At 72.8% G+C, this 16,329-nt stretch carries 11 protein-coding genes; 5 read left to right on the top strand and 6 right to left on the bottom strand.

The window, feature by feature from the left end; all coding sequences use genetic code 11:
* Positions 1 to 13: 13 nt before the first annotated feature.
* From FM112_RS11335 to FM112_RS11320, 4 genes are read right to left on the bottom strand one after another with little or no spacing between them, the layout of a single operon-like run.
* A complete protein-coding gene (locus tag FM112_RS11335; protein WP_087007587.1) occupies positions 14 to 2,239 on the bottom strand; it encodes an acyltransferase family protein in 2,226 nt (741 codons plus the stop codon).
* A gap of 28 nt (positions 2,240 to 2,267) precedes the next feature.
* Positions 2,268 to 4,433, bottom strand: coding sequence for an acyltransferase family protein (locus FM112_RS11330; protein ID WP_087007585.1), 2,166 nt, complete (start codon positions 4,431 to 4,433; stop codon positions 2,268 to 2,270).
* Positions 4,434 to 4,442: 9 nt separating this feature from the next.
* Positions 4,443 to 6,587, bottom strand: coding sequence for an acyltransferase family protein (locus tag FM112_RS11325; protein WP_176386796.1), 2,145 nt, complete (start codon positions 6,585 to 6,587; stop codon positions 4,443 to 4,445).
* A gap of 7 nt (positions 6,588 to 6,594) precedes the next feature.
* The gene (locus FM112_RS11320; RefSeq protein ID WP_087007581.1) at positions 6,595 to 8,721 is read right to left on the bottom strand and encodes an acyltransferase family protein; all 2,127 of its coding nucleotides are present in this window, start codon (positions 8,719 to 8,721) and stop codon (positions 6,595 to 6,597) included.
* 173 nt (positions 8,722 to 8,894) lie between these two features.
* Here FM112_RS11320 and FM112_RS11315 point away from each other — a divergent pair, with 173 nt between their 5' ends.
* Entirely contained in the window at positions 8,895 to 10,241 is a 1,347-nt protein-coding gene (locus tag FM112_RS11315; protein WP_087007579.1) for a UDP-glucose/GDP-mannose dehydrogenase family protein, read from the top strand.
* A gap of 113 nt (positions 10,242 to 10,354) precedes the next feature.
* Complete coding sequence (locus tag FM112_RS11310) at positions 10,355 to 10,888, top strand: thioesterase family protein (RefSeq protein WP_087007577.1); 534 nt, start codon at positions 10,355 to 10,357, stop codon at positions 10,886 to 10,888.
* A gap of 212 nt (positions 10,889 to 11,100) precedes the next feature.
* On the opposite strand, the gene solA is transcribed toward FM112_RS11310, so the two are convergent.
* Positions 11,101 to 12,240, bottom strand: coding sequence for an N-methyl-L-tryptophan oxidase (gene solA / locus FM112_RS11305; protein WP_176386795.1), 1,140 nt, complete (start codon positions 12,238 to 12,240; stop codon positions 11,101 to 11,103).
* Positions 12,241 to 12,411: 171 nt separating this feature from the next.
* Here solA and FM112_RS11300 point away from each other — a divergent pair, with 171 nt between their 5' ends.
* From FM112_RS11300 to FM112_RS11290, 3 genes are all read left to right on the top strand, one after another.
* On the top strand, positions 12,412 to 13,650 hold the full coding sequence (locus FM112_RS11300) for an ammonium transporter (protein ID WP_087007571.1): 1,239 nt from the start codon (positions 12,412 to 12,414) through the stop codon (positions 13,648 to 13,650).
* Positions 13,651 to 13,705: 55 nt separating this feature from the next.
* Positions 13,706 to 14,053 carry a P-II family nitrogen regulator gene (locus tag FM112_RS11295; RefSeq protein ID WP_087007570.1) on the top strand — a complete coding sequence of 116 codons (348 nt, stop codon included), beginning with the start codon at positions 13,706 to 13,708 and terminating at the stop codon, positions 14,051 to 14,053.
* Positions 14,054 to 14,195: 142 nt separating this feature from the next.
* Positions 14,196 to 15,326 (top strand): tyramine oxidase subunit B, encoded by a 1,131-nt coding sequence (locus tag FM112_RS11290; RefSeq protein ID WP_254910466.1) that lies wholly within the window; start codon positions 14,196 to 14,198, stop codon positions 15,324 to 15,326.
* Between the two features lie 13 nt (positions 15,327 to 15,339).
* Here FM112_RS11290 and FM112_RS11285 read toward each other — a convergent pair whose 3' ends face one another.
* Positions 15,340 to 16,281, bottom strand: coding sequence for a glycosyltransferase (locus FM112_RS11285; protein ID WP_087007568.1), 942 nt, complete (start codon positions 16,279 to 16,281; stop codon positions 15,340 to 15,342).
* Between the last annotated feature and the right edge of the window lie 48 nt (positions 16,282 to 16,329).

Here is a 16,329-nt window from a genome sequence, read left to right as displayed (position 1 = left end):
CGGGCGCCGTCCGCTACGGCCGCGCGTAGAGCTCCGCGGGCCACTCCGGCACGCGCTCGGCGATCGCGTCGGCGAAGTGCTGCGCGAGGGTCTTCACGAAGGTGGCGGTGAGGTGGTCGTCGTCGAACCAGACCGCGACCTCGCCCACCTGCGGGCGGCACACGCCCTCGGGGCAGATGTGCTCGGTCAGGTCCGCCCAGACCCCGCCGGCGGCCTCGATCTCGGCGACGAACGCGGGGTCCACGGGCGGCGCGACGGGCGCCTCGCACTCGGGCGAGTCCCAGCCGTGCTCGACGCCGCACTCGTACGGCGCGCTCTCGAAGCGGGCGTTGTCGCGGAGCACGATCACCGCCGTTTCGGGCGAGGCGTCCCGCACCCGCTCGATCCATCCGGGCACGCCGGTCATGGGCTCGTCCTCGCCCGCCACGGCCGACATCGTGCCCACGACCACGACGAACTCGGGCCGCTCCGCCCCGATGTAGCCGAGCGCCGCGCGCCAGGTCTCGCCGCACGGCCCCTCGGCCTCGAGGTCGCCCTCGCGCAGGCCGCAGCCCGGGGAGGACTGCAGCCGCACGTCGAGCCGCCCCGAGAGCGCGGCGGTCTGGTAGCCGATGGCCGAGAACTGCTGCGCGTGGGAGTTGCCGACGAACAGCACGGTGCCGGCGTCCGCGGCGCCCGATTCGGTCTCGAAGCAGAAGCCGGGGGTGTCGGGCGGGGGGAGGTGGTCCGCGCAGGGCGAGCCCGCGCTCGACCACTCGTACTCCATGGCGCGCGCCCCGGGATAGGGGTCGTCGACGGGGTCGAGCTCCGGTCCCTCGGCGCCGATCCCGAGCTCGATCGGGGCGCGCTCGGTGGCCGGCAGATGCGCGTCCACCGCGGATTCGCCGAGCAGCACCTGCTCGGTGCGCTGGGTCGCGGCGGTGGAGAGCCCCCAGCGGGCGAGCTCGCTGCCGCCCGCCGCGACGAGCCCGCCCGCGAGGCAGACCACGACGGTGGCCGCCGCGGTGTCCCGGCGGCGCGGCGGCCGGAGCGCCCCGGGGCTCCGTCCGCTCGGATGCGCAGCACCCCGTTTGCTCGGATGCGCCGCATCCCGACCGCCCGGCCGCGTCGGCACGTGCCTGCCGAGCGCCCGCGCCGCGGGCCGCTCGACGAGGTGCACGAGCAGGACGCTCGCGGCGGCGGAGATCGCCATGATCCACAGGCCGTCGAGCAGCGAGGGCTCGTCGATGCGCGCGAGCCGCTCGTAGAGCACGAGCACGGGCCAGTGGGCGAGGTAGAGCGCGTAGCTGTACTGGCCGAGCCCGCCGAACCAGCGGCGCGTGAGCAGCCGGTCGGCGCCGAACCGGGTGGGGGCGCCCGCGGCGAGGATCACGAGGGCGCCTGCCGCGACGGGCCACAGGGCGGCGAACCCGGGGAAGGTGGACTCGACGGGCAGCACGAAGCCGCAGGTCACGAGCATCGCGACGCCCAGCCAGCCGAGGAGCAGCCGCAGCGCCGGCCCGATGCGGAGGGAGGGCAGGACGAGGGCGAGCAGCGAGCCGGCCGCGAACTCCCAGGCCCGAGCCCCGGTGTCGAAGTACGCGGCGCGCTGATCGACCGCGGTGTACCAGACCGACCACGCGAAGGAGGTGGCGAACACGGCGCCGAACAGTCCGATGAGCACCCCGCGCACGCCGCGCCGGAGCCGCCGGGCGAGGTGGAAGCCCAGCAGGTGCACGAGCGGCCAGAGGATGAAGATCTGCCCCTGCACCGAGAGCGACCAGAAGTGCTGGAAGGGGTTCGCGGCCGCGTCCGTGCCGCCGTAGTAGTCGACCTGCTCGAGGATGAGCCGCCAGTTCTCGACGTACAGGACCGAGTAGAAGGCGTCCCAGTTGACGGCGCCCCACGTGTGCCGCGGCAGGAACAGCCACACGGCGAGGAGGGTCGCGGCGATCACGACCACCGCGACGGGCATGAGCCGCGCGAAGCGCCGCAGCACCGCGCGCCCGAACTCGGGCGCCCGGCCGGCCTCGGAGGAGGCGGTGAGCGACCTGGTGAGCAGGAAGGCCGACACGAAGAGGAACACGTCCACGCCGCCCGAGACCCGGGCGAACCAGATGTGGAATACGACGACGAGCAGCAGCGCGAGGGTGCGCAGCCCCTGCACCTCGGGGATGAACCCGGGTTTCGCCACCTTCTCCACGCGCGTCTTCGCCTTCCTCGCCCGGCCTCGGGCCATGCTACCGATGAGCCCGGCCATGCTACCGGCGTCCGGAGCGCGGTGCGCGCTAGTCCTCCTCCGTGTGCTCGAGGATGTCCCCGGGCGGCGAGCGGTCGACGAGCTCGCCGCTCGAGTAGACCTCCTCGGGCCACCACTCGAGGCGGGGATGCACCTGCTCGGCGAACCGCTGGGCGAGGGAGCGCGCGTACGTGTCGGTGAGGTGGTTGTCGTCCTGGAACACCCACAGACCGCCCTGCGCGGGCGCGCACACGCCGTCCGGGCAGATCGCGTCCTGCAGGTCCACCCAGATCACGCCGGCGGCCTCGAGCGCCGCCACGAACTCGGGGTCGAGCGCGTCCACGGGCGCCTCGAGGCAGCCGCTCGCGAAGGGGCCGAACTCGCCGGCGCAGGCGGCCGGATCGCGGTCGAAGCGCGGATTGTCGCGCACCGCCACGAACTCGGTTCCCGGCGAGCGCTCGCGCGCCTCCTCGATCCACTCGAGCAGTCCCCACTGCGACAGCTCCTGCGTGAGCGTGGACTGCGTGCCGAACAGCACGACCGCGTCGGGGCGGTGCTCCTCGATCCAGTCGAGCGCGGTCGGCCACAGCTCGACGCAGGCGCCGCCCCGCTCCTGCGCGGTCTCGATCGTGCAGGACCACGCGCCGCGGGTGTGCAGCGCCCAGGTCGGCTGCCGCTCGACCGCCTCGAGCAGGGCGCCGTTGAACTGGATCGAGTGCGAGTTGCCGAGCGCGAGGATCGTGCGGTCGGGCTCGGCGCCGTCCAGCGGGGGCAGGTCGAAGCACAGCTCGGCGGCGTGCGGGGCGCCCTCCGCGCAGCGCTCGCCCGGCACGGAGGTGTCCTTGCGCACGTAGTCGAGGAGCTCGGCGGGCGGGTCGGCGCTCGCGGCCCCGCCCGCGGCGTTCGCCCCGAGGGAGGGGATGTCGAGCGCCGCGTACTCGGCCCGCACCCCGTCGAGCCGCGCCTGCCCGATCCCGCCCGCGGCGCCGACCGCCCCGAATCCCATCGCGAGCAGCAGCAGGACGGCGATGCCCGGCCGCCGATTGCGGCGGAGGAAGGCGCGGAGCATCCCGCGGAGCCCCGCCGCCCCGCGCCGCCCGCCGCCGCGCCCGGTCGCGGCGTCGTGCCGGGTCCGCCGCAGCCATCGCAGCACGGGCTGCTCGACGCCGCGGGCGAGGAGCACCGAGAGCAGGGCCGAGACGACGAGGACGGCGGTGCCGAGCAGCCAGTCGGCGCGGTCGATCCCGAGGGCCGAGAGCGAGAGCACGAGCACCGGCCAGTGCAGCAGGTAGAGCGCGTACGTGTACCGGCCGGCCGCGGCGAGCAGCGGATGCGCGAGCAGCCGCCCCGCCCCCGTCGGCGGAGCGCCGGGCGCCGCGGCCGCGAGGATCACGAGCAGCGAGGCGAGCACGGGCCACAGCGCGGCCCAGCCGGGAAAGCTCGACTCGACGGGCAGCGCGAAGCCGCACGCGAGGATCGCGAGCAGGCCGAGCCAGCCGCATCCCGCCCGCAGCGCGGCGGGCAGGCGCAGCCGGTGCTGCGCGAGCGCGAGCAGCGAGCCGGCCGCGAACTCCCACAGCCGCGCGGCGGTGTCGAAGTACGCGAACGACTGGTCCACGGCGACGAGGTGCAGGGCGTAGCCGAATGAGAGGGCGCCGATGAGCGCGAAGACGCCGAGCAGCACGCGGCGCACGGGCAGGCCGAGGACTCTCGCCGCGAGGTCGCCGAGGCAGTGCAGCAGCGCCCACACGACGAAGGCCTGGCCCTGCACCGAGAGCGACCAGAAGTGCTGGAAGGGGCTCGGGCCGGCGGGGCCGGGGTCGAGGTAGTCGGCCGAGGCGAGCTGCAGCTCGCGGTTCTCGACGTAGAGCAGCGAGGCCCGCGCGGCCTCGAGGTGCTGCTCCCACAGCGGCACGGGCTCGAGCAGGCACACGGCGAGCAGGATGAGCACGATCGCGGCGGCCGCCGCGGGCAGCAGCCGCGCGAACTTGCCGAGCAGATGCTCGACAGGCCGCGTGATGCGCCCCGCCTCGGCGCGCGCCGCGAGCGAGCGCGTCATGAGGTAGGCGGAGACGACGAAGAACACGTCCACGCCGCCCGAGACCCGGCCGAACCAGACGTGGAAGACGGCGACCAGACCGAGCGCGACGGTGCGCAGCCCCTGCACCTCGGGCAGGTAGCCGGTCTTCGCGCCGTTCGCGGTCGGACTGCTCATGGCCGCGGGCTACTTGTTGAGGTCCTCGAGCACGTCGTGGTTGCCCGCGCGGTCCACGTACTCGCCCTCCTCGTAGACCCGCTCGGGCCACCACTCGACCTCGTCGGCGATCGCGTTCGTGAACTTCTGCGCGAGCGAGCGGGCGTAGGTGCCGGTGAGGTGGCTGTCGTCGAGGTAGGTCACGATGCCCCCGCGCGAGGGCCGGCATTCGCGGCCGGGGCAGATGGAGTCGTTGAGATCCACCCAGATCGCGCCGGTCTCCTCGATCGCGGTGATGTAGCCGGGGTCGGTGCTCGTCTCGTAGCGGAAGACGCACTCCTCGCTGTCGTAGCCGTGCATCGAGGCGCACTCGAAGGGGGAGAACGGCACGCGCGGGTTGTCGCGGACGACGACGAACCGGGTGCCGGGCGAGGCGGCCGTGCCGGCCTCGATCCATTCGATGAGGTCGGGCTGGGTGAGCTCGAACTCGTGATAGGTCTGCGTGCCGAACAGCACGACGAGGTCGGGCTGCTCCTCGGCGATGTACTCGGCCGCCCGGTCCCACAGCTCGGCGCATCCGGCGCCCACGTCGTGGCGGGTCGTGTAGTAGCAGCCGGGGGAGACCTGCGAGCGGAAGGACCACTCGGGGTGCCGGTTCACGGCCTCGAGCAGCGTGCCGTTGAACTGGGTGGAGTGGGAGCTGCCGATCGCGTAGATCGAGTGCTCGGCCTCGCCGTCGACGGCCGGGATCTCGTAGCAGAGCGGGGTGCGGTAGGGATCGTTCGCGCCGCAGTCCGGCCCCGGGGAGACCCAGTCGTCCTCGACGAGGCTCTGCGCCGGCACCGGCTCGGAGACGATCGGCCGCGCGGGGTCCGCGTTGGCGCCGAGCTCGGAGAGGGCGAGCCCCTCCGCCGAGGCGGCGTCCTGCTCGAGCCGCTGCTGCAGCACGGCCCCGCCCGCGCCCGCGAGGCCGAGCACGAGGCCCGCGCTGAGGAGCACGGCGAGGGGGCTGCGCCAGCCGACCTGCGGCAGCCAGCGCGGCTTCGCGGGGCGGTCCCGCCGCAGCCAGGCCGCCATGGGCTGCTCGACGCCGCGGGCGATGAGCAGGCTCAGCGCGCCGGAGGCGGCGAGCACGAGCAGCCCCTGCCACCAGTTCGCCTGCTCGGTGCCGGAGAGCCACAGGAAGAGTACGAGCACGGGCCAGTGGGTGAGGTAGAGCGCGTAGGTGTAGCCGCCGAGCGTGTTGAGCACGCCGTGGGCGAGCACCCGGTCCGCGCCCCGCCGGGTCGGCTCGCCGGCCGAGATGATCACGAGCGCCGCCGCCGCGACCGGCCACAGCGCGGCCCAGCCGGGGAAGCTCGACTCGACGGGCAGCACGAAGCCGCACGCGAGCATCGCGGCCACGCCGATCCACGAGGCCCAGGCGCGGAAGGCGGCCGGGAGCCGCAGCCGCGGATGCACGAGCGCGAGCAGCGAGCCCACCGCGAACTCCCATAGGCGCGCACCCGTGTCGAAGTAGGCGTAGGCCTGGTTCTGATCGGTGAGCCACACCGAGTAGGCGAAGGAGCCGACCGCGACGAGCCCGAACATCCCGAGCAGCACCCCGCGCACGGGCCGCTTGAGCGCGCGGGCGAGGAGGTCGCCGACGAGGTGCAGCAGGGCGAAGAGGATGAAGACCTGCCCCTGCACCGAGAGCGACCAGAAGTGCTGGAAGGGGCTCGCGGAGGAGTGGTCGGCGTCGAAGTAGTTGACGGCGGCGTCCTGCAGCCGCAGGTTCTCCACGTAGAAGAGCGAGTGCACCGCGTCGCTGAGCGAGCCCTGCCACAGGTTCGGCGGCATGAGCGCGAACACCGCCACGAGCGTGAGCGCGATGGCGGCCACGGCGGCGGGCAGCAGCCGCGAGAACTTGCGGATGAGGTACGAGACCGGCCGGGTGAGTGCGCCGCGCTCGCTGCGCGCGGTGAGCGAGCGGGTCATCAGGTAGGCCGAGACGAGCAGGAAGATGTCCACGCCGCCCGAGACCTTGCCGAACCAGATGTGGAAGGTCGCGACCATGAGCAGCGCGACGGTCCGCAGCCCCTGGATCTCGGGGATGAACCCCGACGGGGCGTCGCCGGCCGCAGGCCGCGGGGCCGCGCCCGGGCGTTCGATGCTGCGTCGTTCGGCGCGCGTCATCGGGCTCCTAGGTCTGGTCGCGGATGATCCGGTCATCGTACTCGCCCGCGTACGCGTCGACTGGCCACCACTCGATGCGCTCCACGAGCTGGTCGGCGAGCAGCTGCGAGAGCGAGCGGGTGAACGAGTCGGTGAGGTGGTTCGTGTCCATGTAGGTGAACAGGCCGCCGCGGATGGGGGCGCACACGCCCTCCGTGCAGATGCCGCCGTTGAGGTCCGCCCAGGTCACGTCGAGCGACTCGAGGTGCTCGCGCCACTCGTCGATCTCGCCGCCGGGGTAGGGGCGCAGGCAGCCGATGTCGTCGAAGCCGCGCAGCTGGCCGCACTCGAACATCGAGTCCTCGAAGCGGGGGTTGTCGCGCACCGCGACGAACTGGGAGTCGGGCGAGTGCGACTGCATGTCCTGCAGCCACAGGTCGAGCCCCTCGGCGGGGATGTCGCCGGCGGCCTCGGAATGCGTGCCGATCACGATGACGAGGTCGGGCTGCTGCTCCACGACGTAGCGGCTCGCGGCCTCCCACGTGCCGATGCACTCCTCGGTGGCGTCGGCCTGCTGCGAGTAGGCGTAGTGGCAGTCCGCGGCGAAGTAGGTGCGCATGGACCAGTCGGGCTGGCGCGCGACGGTCTCGAGCAGCGTGCCGGCGAGCTGGTTCGCGTGGGAGCTGCCGACGAGCAGGATGTCGCGCTCGACCTCCTCGCCCTCGGCGACGGGGAAGAGGAAGCAGCGGTGGCTCGCGTAGGGGTCGTCCGGGGCGCAGTCGTTGCCGGGCCGGGTCCAGTCGCCGGCGGCGGCGTGCTCCTGGCCCGGGTCGAAGTCGAGCGTCTCGGCGGAGTTGGCGCCCAGCGCCGCGTAATCGATCGCCACCGCGTTCTCCTCCGCCTCGCGGAGCCGCTGCTCGGTGACGAGGCCCGCGGAGCCGACGAGCACGACGCCGGCCGCGAGGAACGCGCCGACCGCGAGCGCGGGCCGGGTCGCAGGTCTGGACGACGCGGGCCTGGACGACACGGGCCTGCGCGCCGGCTTCAGCCGGCCGTCCGGGGCGGGCTCCCGCTCGCGGCGGCGCGCGAGGAAGGCCGAGACGGGGCGCTCCACGAGGTGATGGACGAGCACGCTGAGCACGCCGGAGAGGAGGAGCAGCAGCGTGCCGGCGACGGGGCCCGGGCGGCTCGCGCCGGAGGCGAGCAGGTAGAAGACGAGCACCGGCCAGTGGACGAGGTAGAGCGCGTAGGTGTAGCCGCCGATGGTGGTGAGCAGGGGCCTGGCCAGCAGCCTCCCGGCCCCGGCGGGCCGCGAATCCGCAGTGCCCGTGCCGGCGCCGAGGATGACGAGCGCGGCGGAGAGCACCGGCCACAGCGCGATGTAGCCGGGGAAGCTCGACTCGACCGGCAGCAGGACGCCGCCGGTGAGGATGCCCGCGAGGCCGAGCCAGCTCATCCCGGCGCGCAGGCGGGCGGGGAGGCGCAGCAGCGGATGCGCGAGCGCGAGCAGCGAGCCGGCCGCGAACTCCCACAGGCGCGCGCCGGTGTCGAAGTAGGCGAGGGTCTGGTTCGCGTCCGTGAGCCAGACCGAGTAGGCGAGCGAGCCGGCGAAGATCGCGCCGAAGCCGACGGCGAGCACCGCGCGCAGGTCGCGCCCGCAGGCGCGCGCGGCGAGCTCGCCGAGGAGGTGCAGCACGGCCCAGAGCACGAAGACCTGGCCCTGGATCGCGAGGGACCAGAAGTGCTGGAGCGGGCTCGCGACCGATCCGGCCTCCTGGAAGTAGTCGACCTGGGCGGCCTGGAGGCGGAAGTTCTCGCCGTAGAGCAGCGCTGCGAGGGAGTCGCCGAGGAGCCCGCTGCGCATCGCGAGGGGCATGAGCACGAGCCCGGCCAGCACGACGAGCGCGATCGTGGTCGCGGCCGCGGGCAGGAGCCGGGCGAACTTGTTCACGAGGAACTCGACGGGCCGGGTGCGGACGCCCCGCTCGGCCCGCGCGGTGAGCGAGCGGGTCAGCAGATAGGCTGAGACGAGGAGGAACACATCGACGCCGCCCGAGACCCGGTCGAACCAGATGTGGAAGGTCGCCACGAGCAGGAGCGCGATGGTGCGCAGCCCCTGTATCTCCGGGATGAAACCCGATCGCGGAGTAGCCATCCGCCTCTCTCGTGGTCGTACGGGTCAGGCGTCCTGACATGGATCAGCGTGCCAGTCTACGCGGCCGGAGCCCGGCGCGTCGATTTGGCTTCCGTTCAATTTGGTGCGGTTGCCTGTCCGGACGCGTCCGCCGCGGAGCGGGCCCTGCGAGTGCGAAGGAAGACGGAAACGATATGAAGCGGATCTCAGTCGTCGGCTGCGGTTATCTCGGCGCGGTGCACGCGGCCTGCATGGCGGAGCTCGGCCACTCGGTGGTGGGCATCGACACGGACGCCGATCGCATCGCCGCGCTCGCGGCGGGGCGGGCGCCCTTCTTCGAGCCGGGCCTCGCGGAGCTGCTGCGGCGCGGGGTGGAGTCCGGGCGGCTGCGCTTCAGCACCGACTACGCCGAGGCCGCGGATGCCGAGGTGCACTTCATCGCCGTGGGCACGCCCCAGGTCGAGGGCGGGGATGCGGCCGATCTGCGATTCATCGAGGCGGCGGCGGACTCGCTGCTGGCCGCGCTGTCGGGGCACGGAGGCGCTGCGCGGGGGCCCGGGGAGGACGGCCCGCTCGTGGTCGGCAAGTCGACGGTGCCGGTGGGCACGGCGGCGGCGCTCGCCGAGCGGCTGCGCCCCGCCGGGATCGGGCTCGCGTGGAACCCCGAGTTCCTGCGCGAGGGCTTCGCGGTGCAGGACACCCTCAGCCCGGACCGCCTCGTGTACGGGCTCGACCCGGATCCGGAGGCCGCGCGGCGGGCGGAGCGCTCGCTCGACGAGGTCTACGCGGAGCTGCTCTCGCGCGAGACGCCGAAGGTGGTCGCCGACTACGCGACCGCCGAGCTCGTGAAGACCTCCGCGAACGCCTTCCTCGCGACGAAGATCTCGTTCATCAACGCGATGGCCGAGCTGTGCGACGCGACCGGCGCCGACGTCGCGACGCTCGCCGAGGCCATCGGCCACGACGACCGCATCGGCCGGAAGTTCCTGCGCGCCGGCATCGGCTTCGGCGGCGGCTGCCTGCCGAAGGACATCCGCGCCTTCGCGGCCCGGGCCGAGGAGCTCGGGGCGGGGGAGTCGCTCGACTTCCTGCGGGACGTCGACGCGCTGAACACGCGCCAGCGCACGCGGGTGATCGAGCTGCTCCGCGCCCGCCTCGACGGGCCGCTCGAGGGGGCGCGGATCGCGGTGCTCGGCGCCGCGTTCAAGCCCGACAGCGACGACATCCGTGACTCCCCGGCCCTCGACGTGGCGCGCACGCTGGCGCGCCTGGGCGCGCGGGTGCGCATCGCCGATCCCGAGGCGGCCGACGCGGTGCGGAGGCTGGGCACGGGATGCGAGGTCGTTGACTCGGCGGCGGAGGCGACGGCCGACGCGGACGCCGTCATGGTGCTCACCGAGTGGCCGCAGTTCCGGTCGCTGGACCCGGCCGAGGTGCGCGAGCGGGTTGCGCATCCGCTCGTCGTCGACGGCCGCAACTGCCTCGACGCGGCCACCTGGCGCGCCGCCGGCTGGACGTACGTCGGTATGGGACGCCGCTGATCGGAACCGCGATCCGTTGTAGCCAACCCACAAGGGAGACGGCCGTCGGCGGCGCGACTGCATAGGCTGGCCCGCGGATCGCGGCCGGTCGGCCGGCGGAGGAGGGACGCCCGATGAACATGTACCTGCGGCTGCTGCTGCTCCGGCTGCGCCGGCGCCGGGGCGGCCGACTCGGCATCTGGGATACGGCGCGCACGTCGCTGCGGGTGGGGGTGGCCGACCTCGACCTGCTCGGGCACGTGAACAACGGCAAGTACCTCACGATGATGGACCTGGGGCGCATGGATCTCATGTTCCGCTCCGGGTTCTGGCCGAAGCTGCGGCGCGAGGGCTGGTATCCGGTGGTGGCGGGGCAGACGATCTCGTACCGGAGGTCGCTCAAGCTCGGGCAGCGCTTCGACCTGCGCACCCGCATCATCGGCATGGACGAGCGGTGGTTCTACGTCGAGCAGACCTTCGTGATCGGCGAGACCGTGTACGCCCACGCGATCGTGCGCGGCCGGTTCCTCCGCGAGGAGGGCGGCGGCGTGGACGTCGCCGAGGTGGCCGCGCTCGCCGGCGGCATCCCCGAGGATCGCCGGACCCCGGAGTGGGTCGAGCGCTGGACCGAGGCCTCCCGCCCGCCACGCACCTACCCGCAGGAGTAGCCGCGCGGGCTGCGCCCGGCCCCGTCGGCCCGGCCCGCCGGGCCCCGCCGATCCGCCGGCACGGCCCGCGCGCAGCCCGTGCCCATCCCGCAGATGCGTCGCAGATCGCGGTTCCGGGCCCCGCATAACCGCATTCTGCGACGCATCTGTGCCGACGCAGCTGTGCCGATGCATCTGTGCGAGAACACGGGCTGCGCCCGCCCGGGCCGCGCTCAGCCCGCGAACCGGTCCGGAGAGAAGGCCGACAGGTCGTGCCGGGTCGGCCGCGCGAGCGCGAGGTCGGCGAGCGCGTTCCCGACCGCGGGTGCGAGTTTGAATCCGTGTCCCGAGAACCCGATGCCGACGACGATCCGCTCGCCGAGCGCACCGATGACGGGGCGCTTGTCGGCGGTGAAGAGGTCCATGTGGACGGATTCGCGGGCCACGTACGGCGGCAGCCCGGGCAGCAGGCGGTGCACGTCGGCGGCCACGGCCTCGCGCTGCTCGTCGGCGAGCGCGCCGGGGAGCTCGGCGGGATCGGCGATGGTGCCGAGCCGCGCGTCGTAGCCGGCCTTCACGAGCGTGCCGTCGAGCGTCGGGGCGCCGAAGAGGTGCGTGCTCCCGTGGTCGCGGATGAACGCGGGGAAGCGCTCGGGCGAGAACGCCTCCGCGTCCTCGGGGCAGAACCAGGTGAGGCCGATGGGACGGATGACGAGGTGCGGCGCGAGCCGCGGCAGCAGGGCGGGCGCGTGCACGCCGGGGGCGAGCACCGCGACGCGGGCGCTCAGCTCCTCGCCGTGCCCGAGCCGCACGATCGCGCGATTCCCGCGCTCCTCGACGGCGGCGACCCGCTGCCCGCCGCGCAGCTCGGCGCCCGCGAGGCGCGCCCGCCGCTGCAGCTCCGCCACGGCCGCCTCGGGCCGCAGCACGCCGCCGAGCAGGTCGAGCACGCCGATCTCGTCGGTGATGCCGCCGTGCTGGGGATGCTGCTCCCGCAGCTCGGCGGTCGAGAGCGCGCGGTGCGCGACGCCCGCGTGCCGGAGCGACTCGCGTACCCGGCGCATCTGGGGCGCCGCGGCCGAGCCGATCGAGAGCACGCCCGTCTCGCGGAGGATCTCGCGGGATCCCCCTCGCTGCAGCTCGAGCCACTCCTCGCGCGACTCGAGCAGCAGCGGCACGTACTCCGCGCCCTCGTGGTAGGCGGCCCGGAAGAGCCGGCTCTCGCCCGCGTAGGCGCCGCGGGTGTGCAGGAGCTGCTCGGCCTCGAGGCCGATGACCTCGACGCCCGTTTCGGCGATCCGCCGGGCGGCGTGGGAGCCGGCGGCCCCCAGCCCGATCACGACGACTTCTGCGTCCGATGGCTTCGCGTGCATGCGTGCTGTCTCCTCTGCGCTTCGCACCGCTCCGATGACGAGGGCGATTGTCCACTGATGGTAGCTATTAGAACTTTCTAGTTGACAGTAGATTCTACTGCCAGTTACTTTTGTCGCATGAAGGGTGACCATTCGGAGGTTCCCTCATCACGACTCCTCAAGGGGATGACAATGCAGCCAGCAGATATCGCCTGGATCCTCGCCGCGTTCGCCATGGTCCTGCTCATGTTCCCGGGCCTGTCGATGCTCTACGGCGGCATGCTCAACGGGCGGAACGTCCTCAACATGATGCTGATGGTGATGAGCTCGCTCGCCGTCACCGCGGTGGTCTACGTCCTCGTCGGGCACGGGCTCGTGCTCGGCGACTCGGTCGGCGGCGCGGGCATCATCGGCAACCCGTTCGAATACTCCTTCTTCAGCGCCTTCATGGCCGACGACGGCGCGGGCTCGACCCTGTGGGGCGCCTTCTACATCCTCTTCGCCGCGATCAGCGTGGCGCTGGTCTCCTCCGGCGCCGCGGGCAGGATGAAGTTCGGCGCCTGGCTGATCTTCGCGGCGCTCTGGGTGCTGCTGGTCTACGCGCCCATGGGGCACTGGGTGTTCGCGATCTCGGATCCCGAGACGGGCGTCGTCGGCGGCTGGATGCGCAACGTGCTCGGCCTGCACGACTTCGCGGGCGGCACCGCGGTGCACATGAACGCCGGTGCTGCCGGCCTCGCGCTCGCCCTCGTGCTCGGGCGCCGGAGCACCCCCTCCGCGCGGCCCCACAACCTGCCGCTCATGCTCGTGGGCGTCGGGCTCATCGCCACCGGCTGGATGGGCTTCAACGGCGGCACCGCGGGCGGTGCGAACTTCCTCGCCCAGTACGTCGTGCTCACGTCGCTGCTGGCGGCCTGCGGCGGCATGCTCGGCTTCATGGTCGTGGAGCGCATCCGCGACGGCCACGCCACGATGCTCGGCCTCGGCACCGGCCTCATCTCCGGCCTCGTGGGCATCACCCCGGTGGCCGATGCGGTCGACCCGGTGGGCGCGCTGCTCGTCGGCCTGCTCGCCTCGATGGCGGCCGCGTGGGCGATCACCTGGAAGCGCAAGCACCGCATCGACGACTCGCTCGACGTGTTCGCGGTGCACGGCATCTCCGGCATCGTCGGCGCGCTCTGCGCCGTGCTGTTCGCGGCGAGCTCGGCGCCCGCGGGGATCACCGGGGTGCTCTTCGGCGGCGACCCGAACCTCATCTGGAAGGAGCTCGTGGCGATCGGCGTCACGCTCGTCTACTCGTTCGTCATGACCTTCATCATCGCCTGGGTCATGAACAAGATCGTCCCGATCCGCTCGACGCCCGAGGACGAGGCCGCGGGGCTCGACCGCTCGCAGCACGCGGAGTCGGCCTACGAGGGGCGCATCCTCTGAATGCGCTGACCGGATCCCCGAAGGCCTTCCGTACCGTCGTCAGCAAGGAGACACCATGAAGCTCATCACCGCAGTCATCAAGCCCATCCGCCTCGAAACCGTGTGCTCCGCGCTCGAGAAGGCCGGATTCGCCGGCCTCACCGTCACCGATGTGCAGGGGCGCGGGGTCCAGGCCGGCCGCACCGAGTTCTACCGCGGCCAGGCCTACTCCGTCGAGTTCCGCACGAAGGTGCGCCTCGAGCTCCTCGTCGACGACGAGCGCCTCGACCTCGCGCTGGGCACCATCCTCGACGCCGCGCGCACGGGCGGCGACGGCGAGCTCGGCGACGGGAAGGTCTGGGTCACCGAGGTGCTCCGAGCCATCCGCGTCCGCACCGGCGAGCTCGACGCCGCGGCCATCTGACCGGGCGCCCGGCCGGGCCCGAGACCAGGCCAGGCGAGACCAGGCCGTGTCCGAGGCGGGGCCGACTGCGCCACCCCCGTCCGACGTCCATCCCCGATACCCCATACGACCACCGACCGAGTCCCGACGAAAGGAACTCTCCGTGACCGCAATCGACTTCCGCTACCTCAACGAGCCCGACATGATCGAGGCGGGGGTGACCGATATCGCCCGCTGCGTCGACGTGATGGAGGAGGCGCTCGTGCTCATGCGCAAGGGCGACTACATCATGGCCGGCGAGAACCACAACTCCCACGGCGCGATGATCACCTTCCCGCAGCAGCCCGAGTTCCCCGGCATGCCCGCCGACGGGCCCGACCGCCGCTTCATGGCGATGCCGGCGTACCTCGGCGGCCGCTTCGGGACGACCGGGGTGAAGTGGTACGGCTCCAACGCGGAGAACCGCAAGCGCGGGCTGCCGCGCTCGATCCACCTGTTCACCCTGAACGACTCCGACACCGGCGCGCCGCTCGCCGTGATGAGCGCGAACCTGCTCAGCGCCTACCGCACCGGCGCGGTGCCGGGCGTGGGCGTCAAGCACCTCGCGAAGGCCGACGCGGAGGTCGTCGCGATCATCGGGCCGGGCGTCATGGGGCGCACCACCCTCGCGGCCACGCTGGCCCTGCGGCCGAGCGTCACCACCGTGAAGGTGAAGGGGCGCAGCACAGCGGGGCTCCAGGCCTTCGTCGAGTACGTGAAGGAGACGCATCCGCAGGTGCGCGAGGTGATCGCGTGCGAGACCATCGAGGACGCCGTCGACGGCGCCGACATCGTGGTGGCGGCCACGACGACCGACTTCGGCGGCTCGCCGGCCTTCCCTTACTTCCCGAAGTCCGCGCTCAAGCCGGGCGCGCTCCTGCTGCTGCCGGCCGCGGCCCGCTTCGACGACGACTTCATCGTGAACGATGCGCGGCTCGTGCTCGACGCCCGGGGGCTCTACGACGCCTGGGCCGAGGAGTACGGCACGCAGGCCTACGAGCTGCTGGGGATCCCGGGCACGCACTTCCACGACCTGCTGCGGGCGGGCGAGCTGCCCGAGTCCAAGCTGGAGGAGATCGCGGACGTGGCGACCGGCGCCATCCCGGCGCGGCGCGACGACGAGGAGATCATCCTCTACTCGGTGGGCGGCATGCCGGTGGAGGACGTCGCGTGGGCGACCGAGCTCTACCGCACGGCGCAGGAGAGGAGCATCGGCACGGTGCTGGACCTCTGGGACTCGCCGGCGCTCGCGTAGCCGGCCGGTTCGGCTACCAGAGCCCCGTGACGAGCGTCGCGGCCAGCGCGAGCTGGTCGCGACGTCGGCGTCGGAACCGGTGCATGTGCCGGACGAGCCGCAGCCGCGAGGTGAAGTTGCAGGCGGCCACGCGCTCGTAGAGCCATTCGAGCTGCGCCGAGGTGCGGCCCGCGGCGACGGGGCGGCAGGCGAGGATGATGCGCAGCGCGTCCTGGTGGTGCGTGCCGGCGACGATGCCGCGCAGGCGCCGCCAGTTCTGCTGCAGCCCCTCGTTCGCGCCGAGCTCGTTGCGGCCGTGCTGTCGGTAGTCCACGGAGGACTCGCCGTCGATGAACCAGCGCCAGCCGTGCGCGCGCACGAGCGCGTAGAACAGCCAGTCGTGGGAGTTGGCGAGGGACGCGGGGCCGTTCTGGACGAGCAGCTGCTCGCGGACGAACTCGTAGGCCTCGGGGCGCAGCAGGAAGGTCGAGCCGGGGCCGCCGGACTCGAAGGCGTAGTCGCACTGGCGCTGGAGCTGGTTCTTCACGACGATCTGCCGGGTGCCGTCCGGCTGCACCGCCGTGACGTTGGAGGAGACGCCGGCGTAGGGGCCGCGGCCGTCGAGCCCGTTCGAGAGCGAGAGCAGCTCGTAGTGCCGCTGCAGCTTCCAGGGCATCCAGATGTCGTCCTGGTCGCAGAAGCCGATCGCGTCGTACTCCTCGGCCGGCACCTCGCGCACGAGGCGGAAGAAGTTGGCGGCGGAGGAGCCGAACTCGCCGGGCTCGAGCACGCGGACCCGCCCGTCGCCGCGATACCGGTCGAGCGCGGCGAGGGTGCCGTCGGTCGAGGCGTCGTCCGAGACCACGACCGAGACCTCGACGCCGCGCTGATTCAGCACCGAGTCGAGCTGTTCGGCGAGGAACTGCTCGCCGTTATGGGTCGCGAGCAGCACCAGGATTCTCGGGAGAGCGGTCATATCCACCTTCGAAGGGCACGGTCGATCCGGCTATGGTAGCCCGGCATC

Source organism: Gulosibacter sp. 10, from assembly GCF_900163695.1.
GTDB lineage: Bacteria > Actinomycetota > Actinomycetes > Actinomycetales > Microbacteriaceae > Gulosibacter.
The sequence above is the reverse complement of the archived record's forward strand: the minus strand, read 5'-3'. Positions and strand labels throughout refer to the sequence as shown.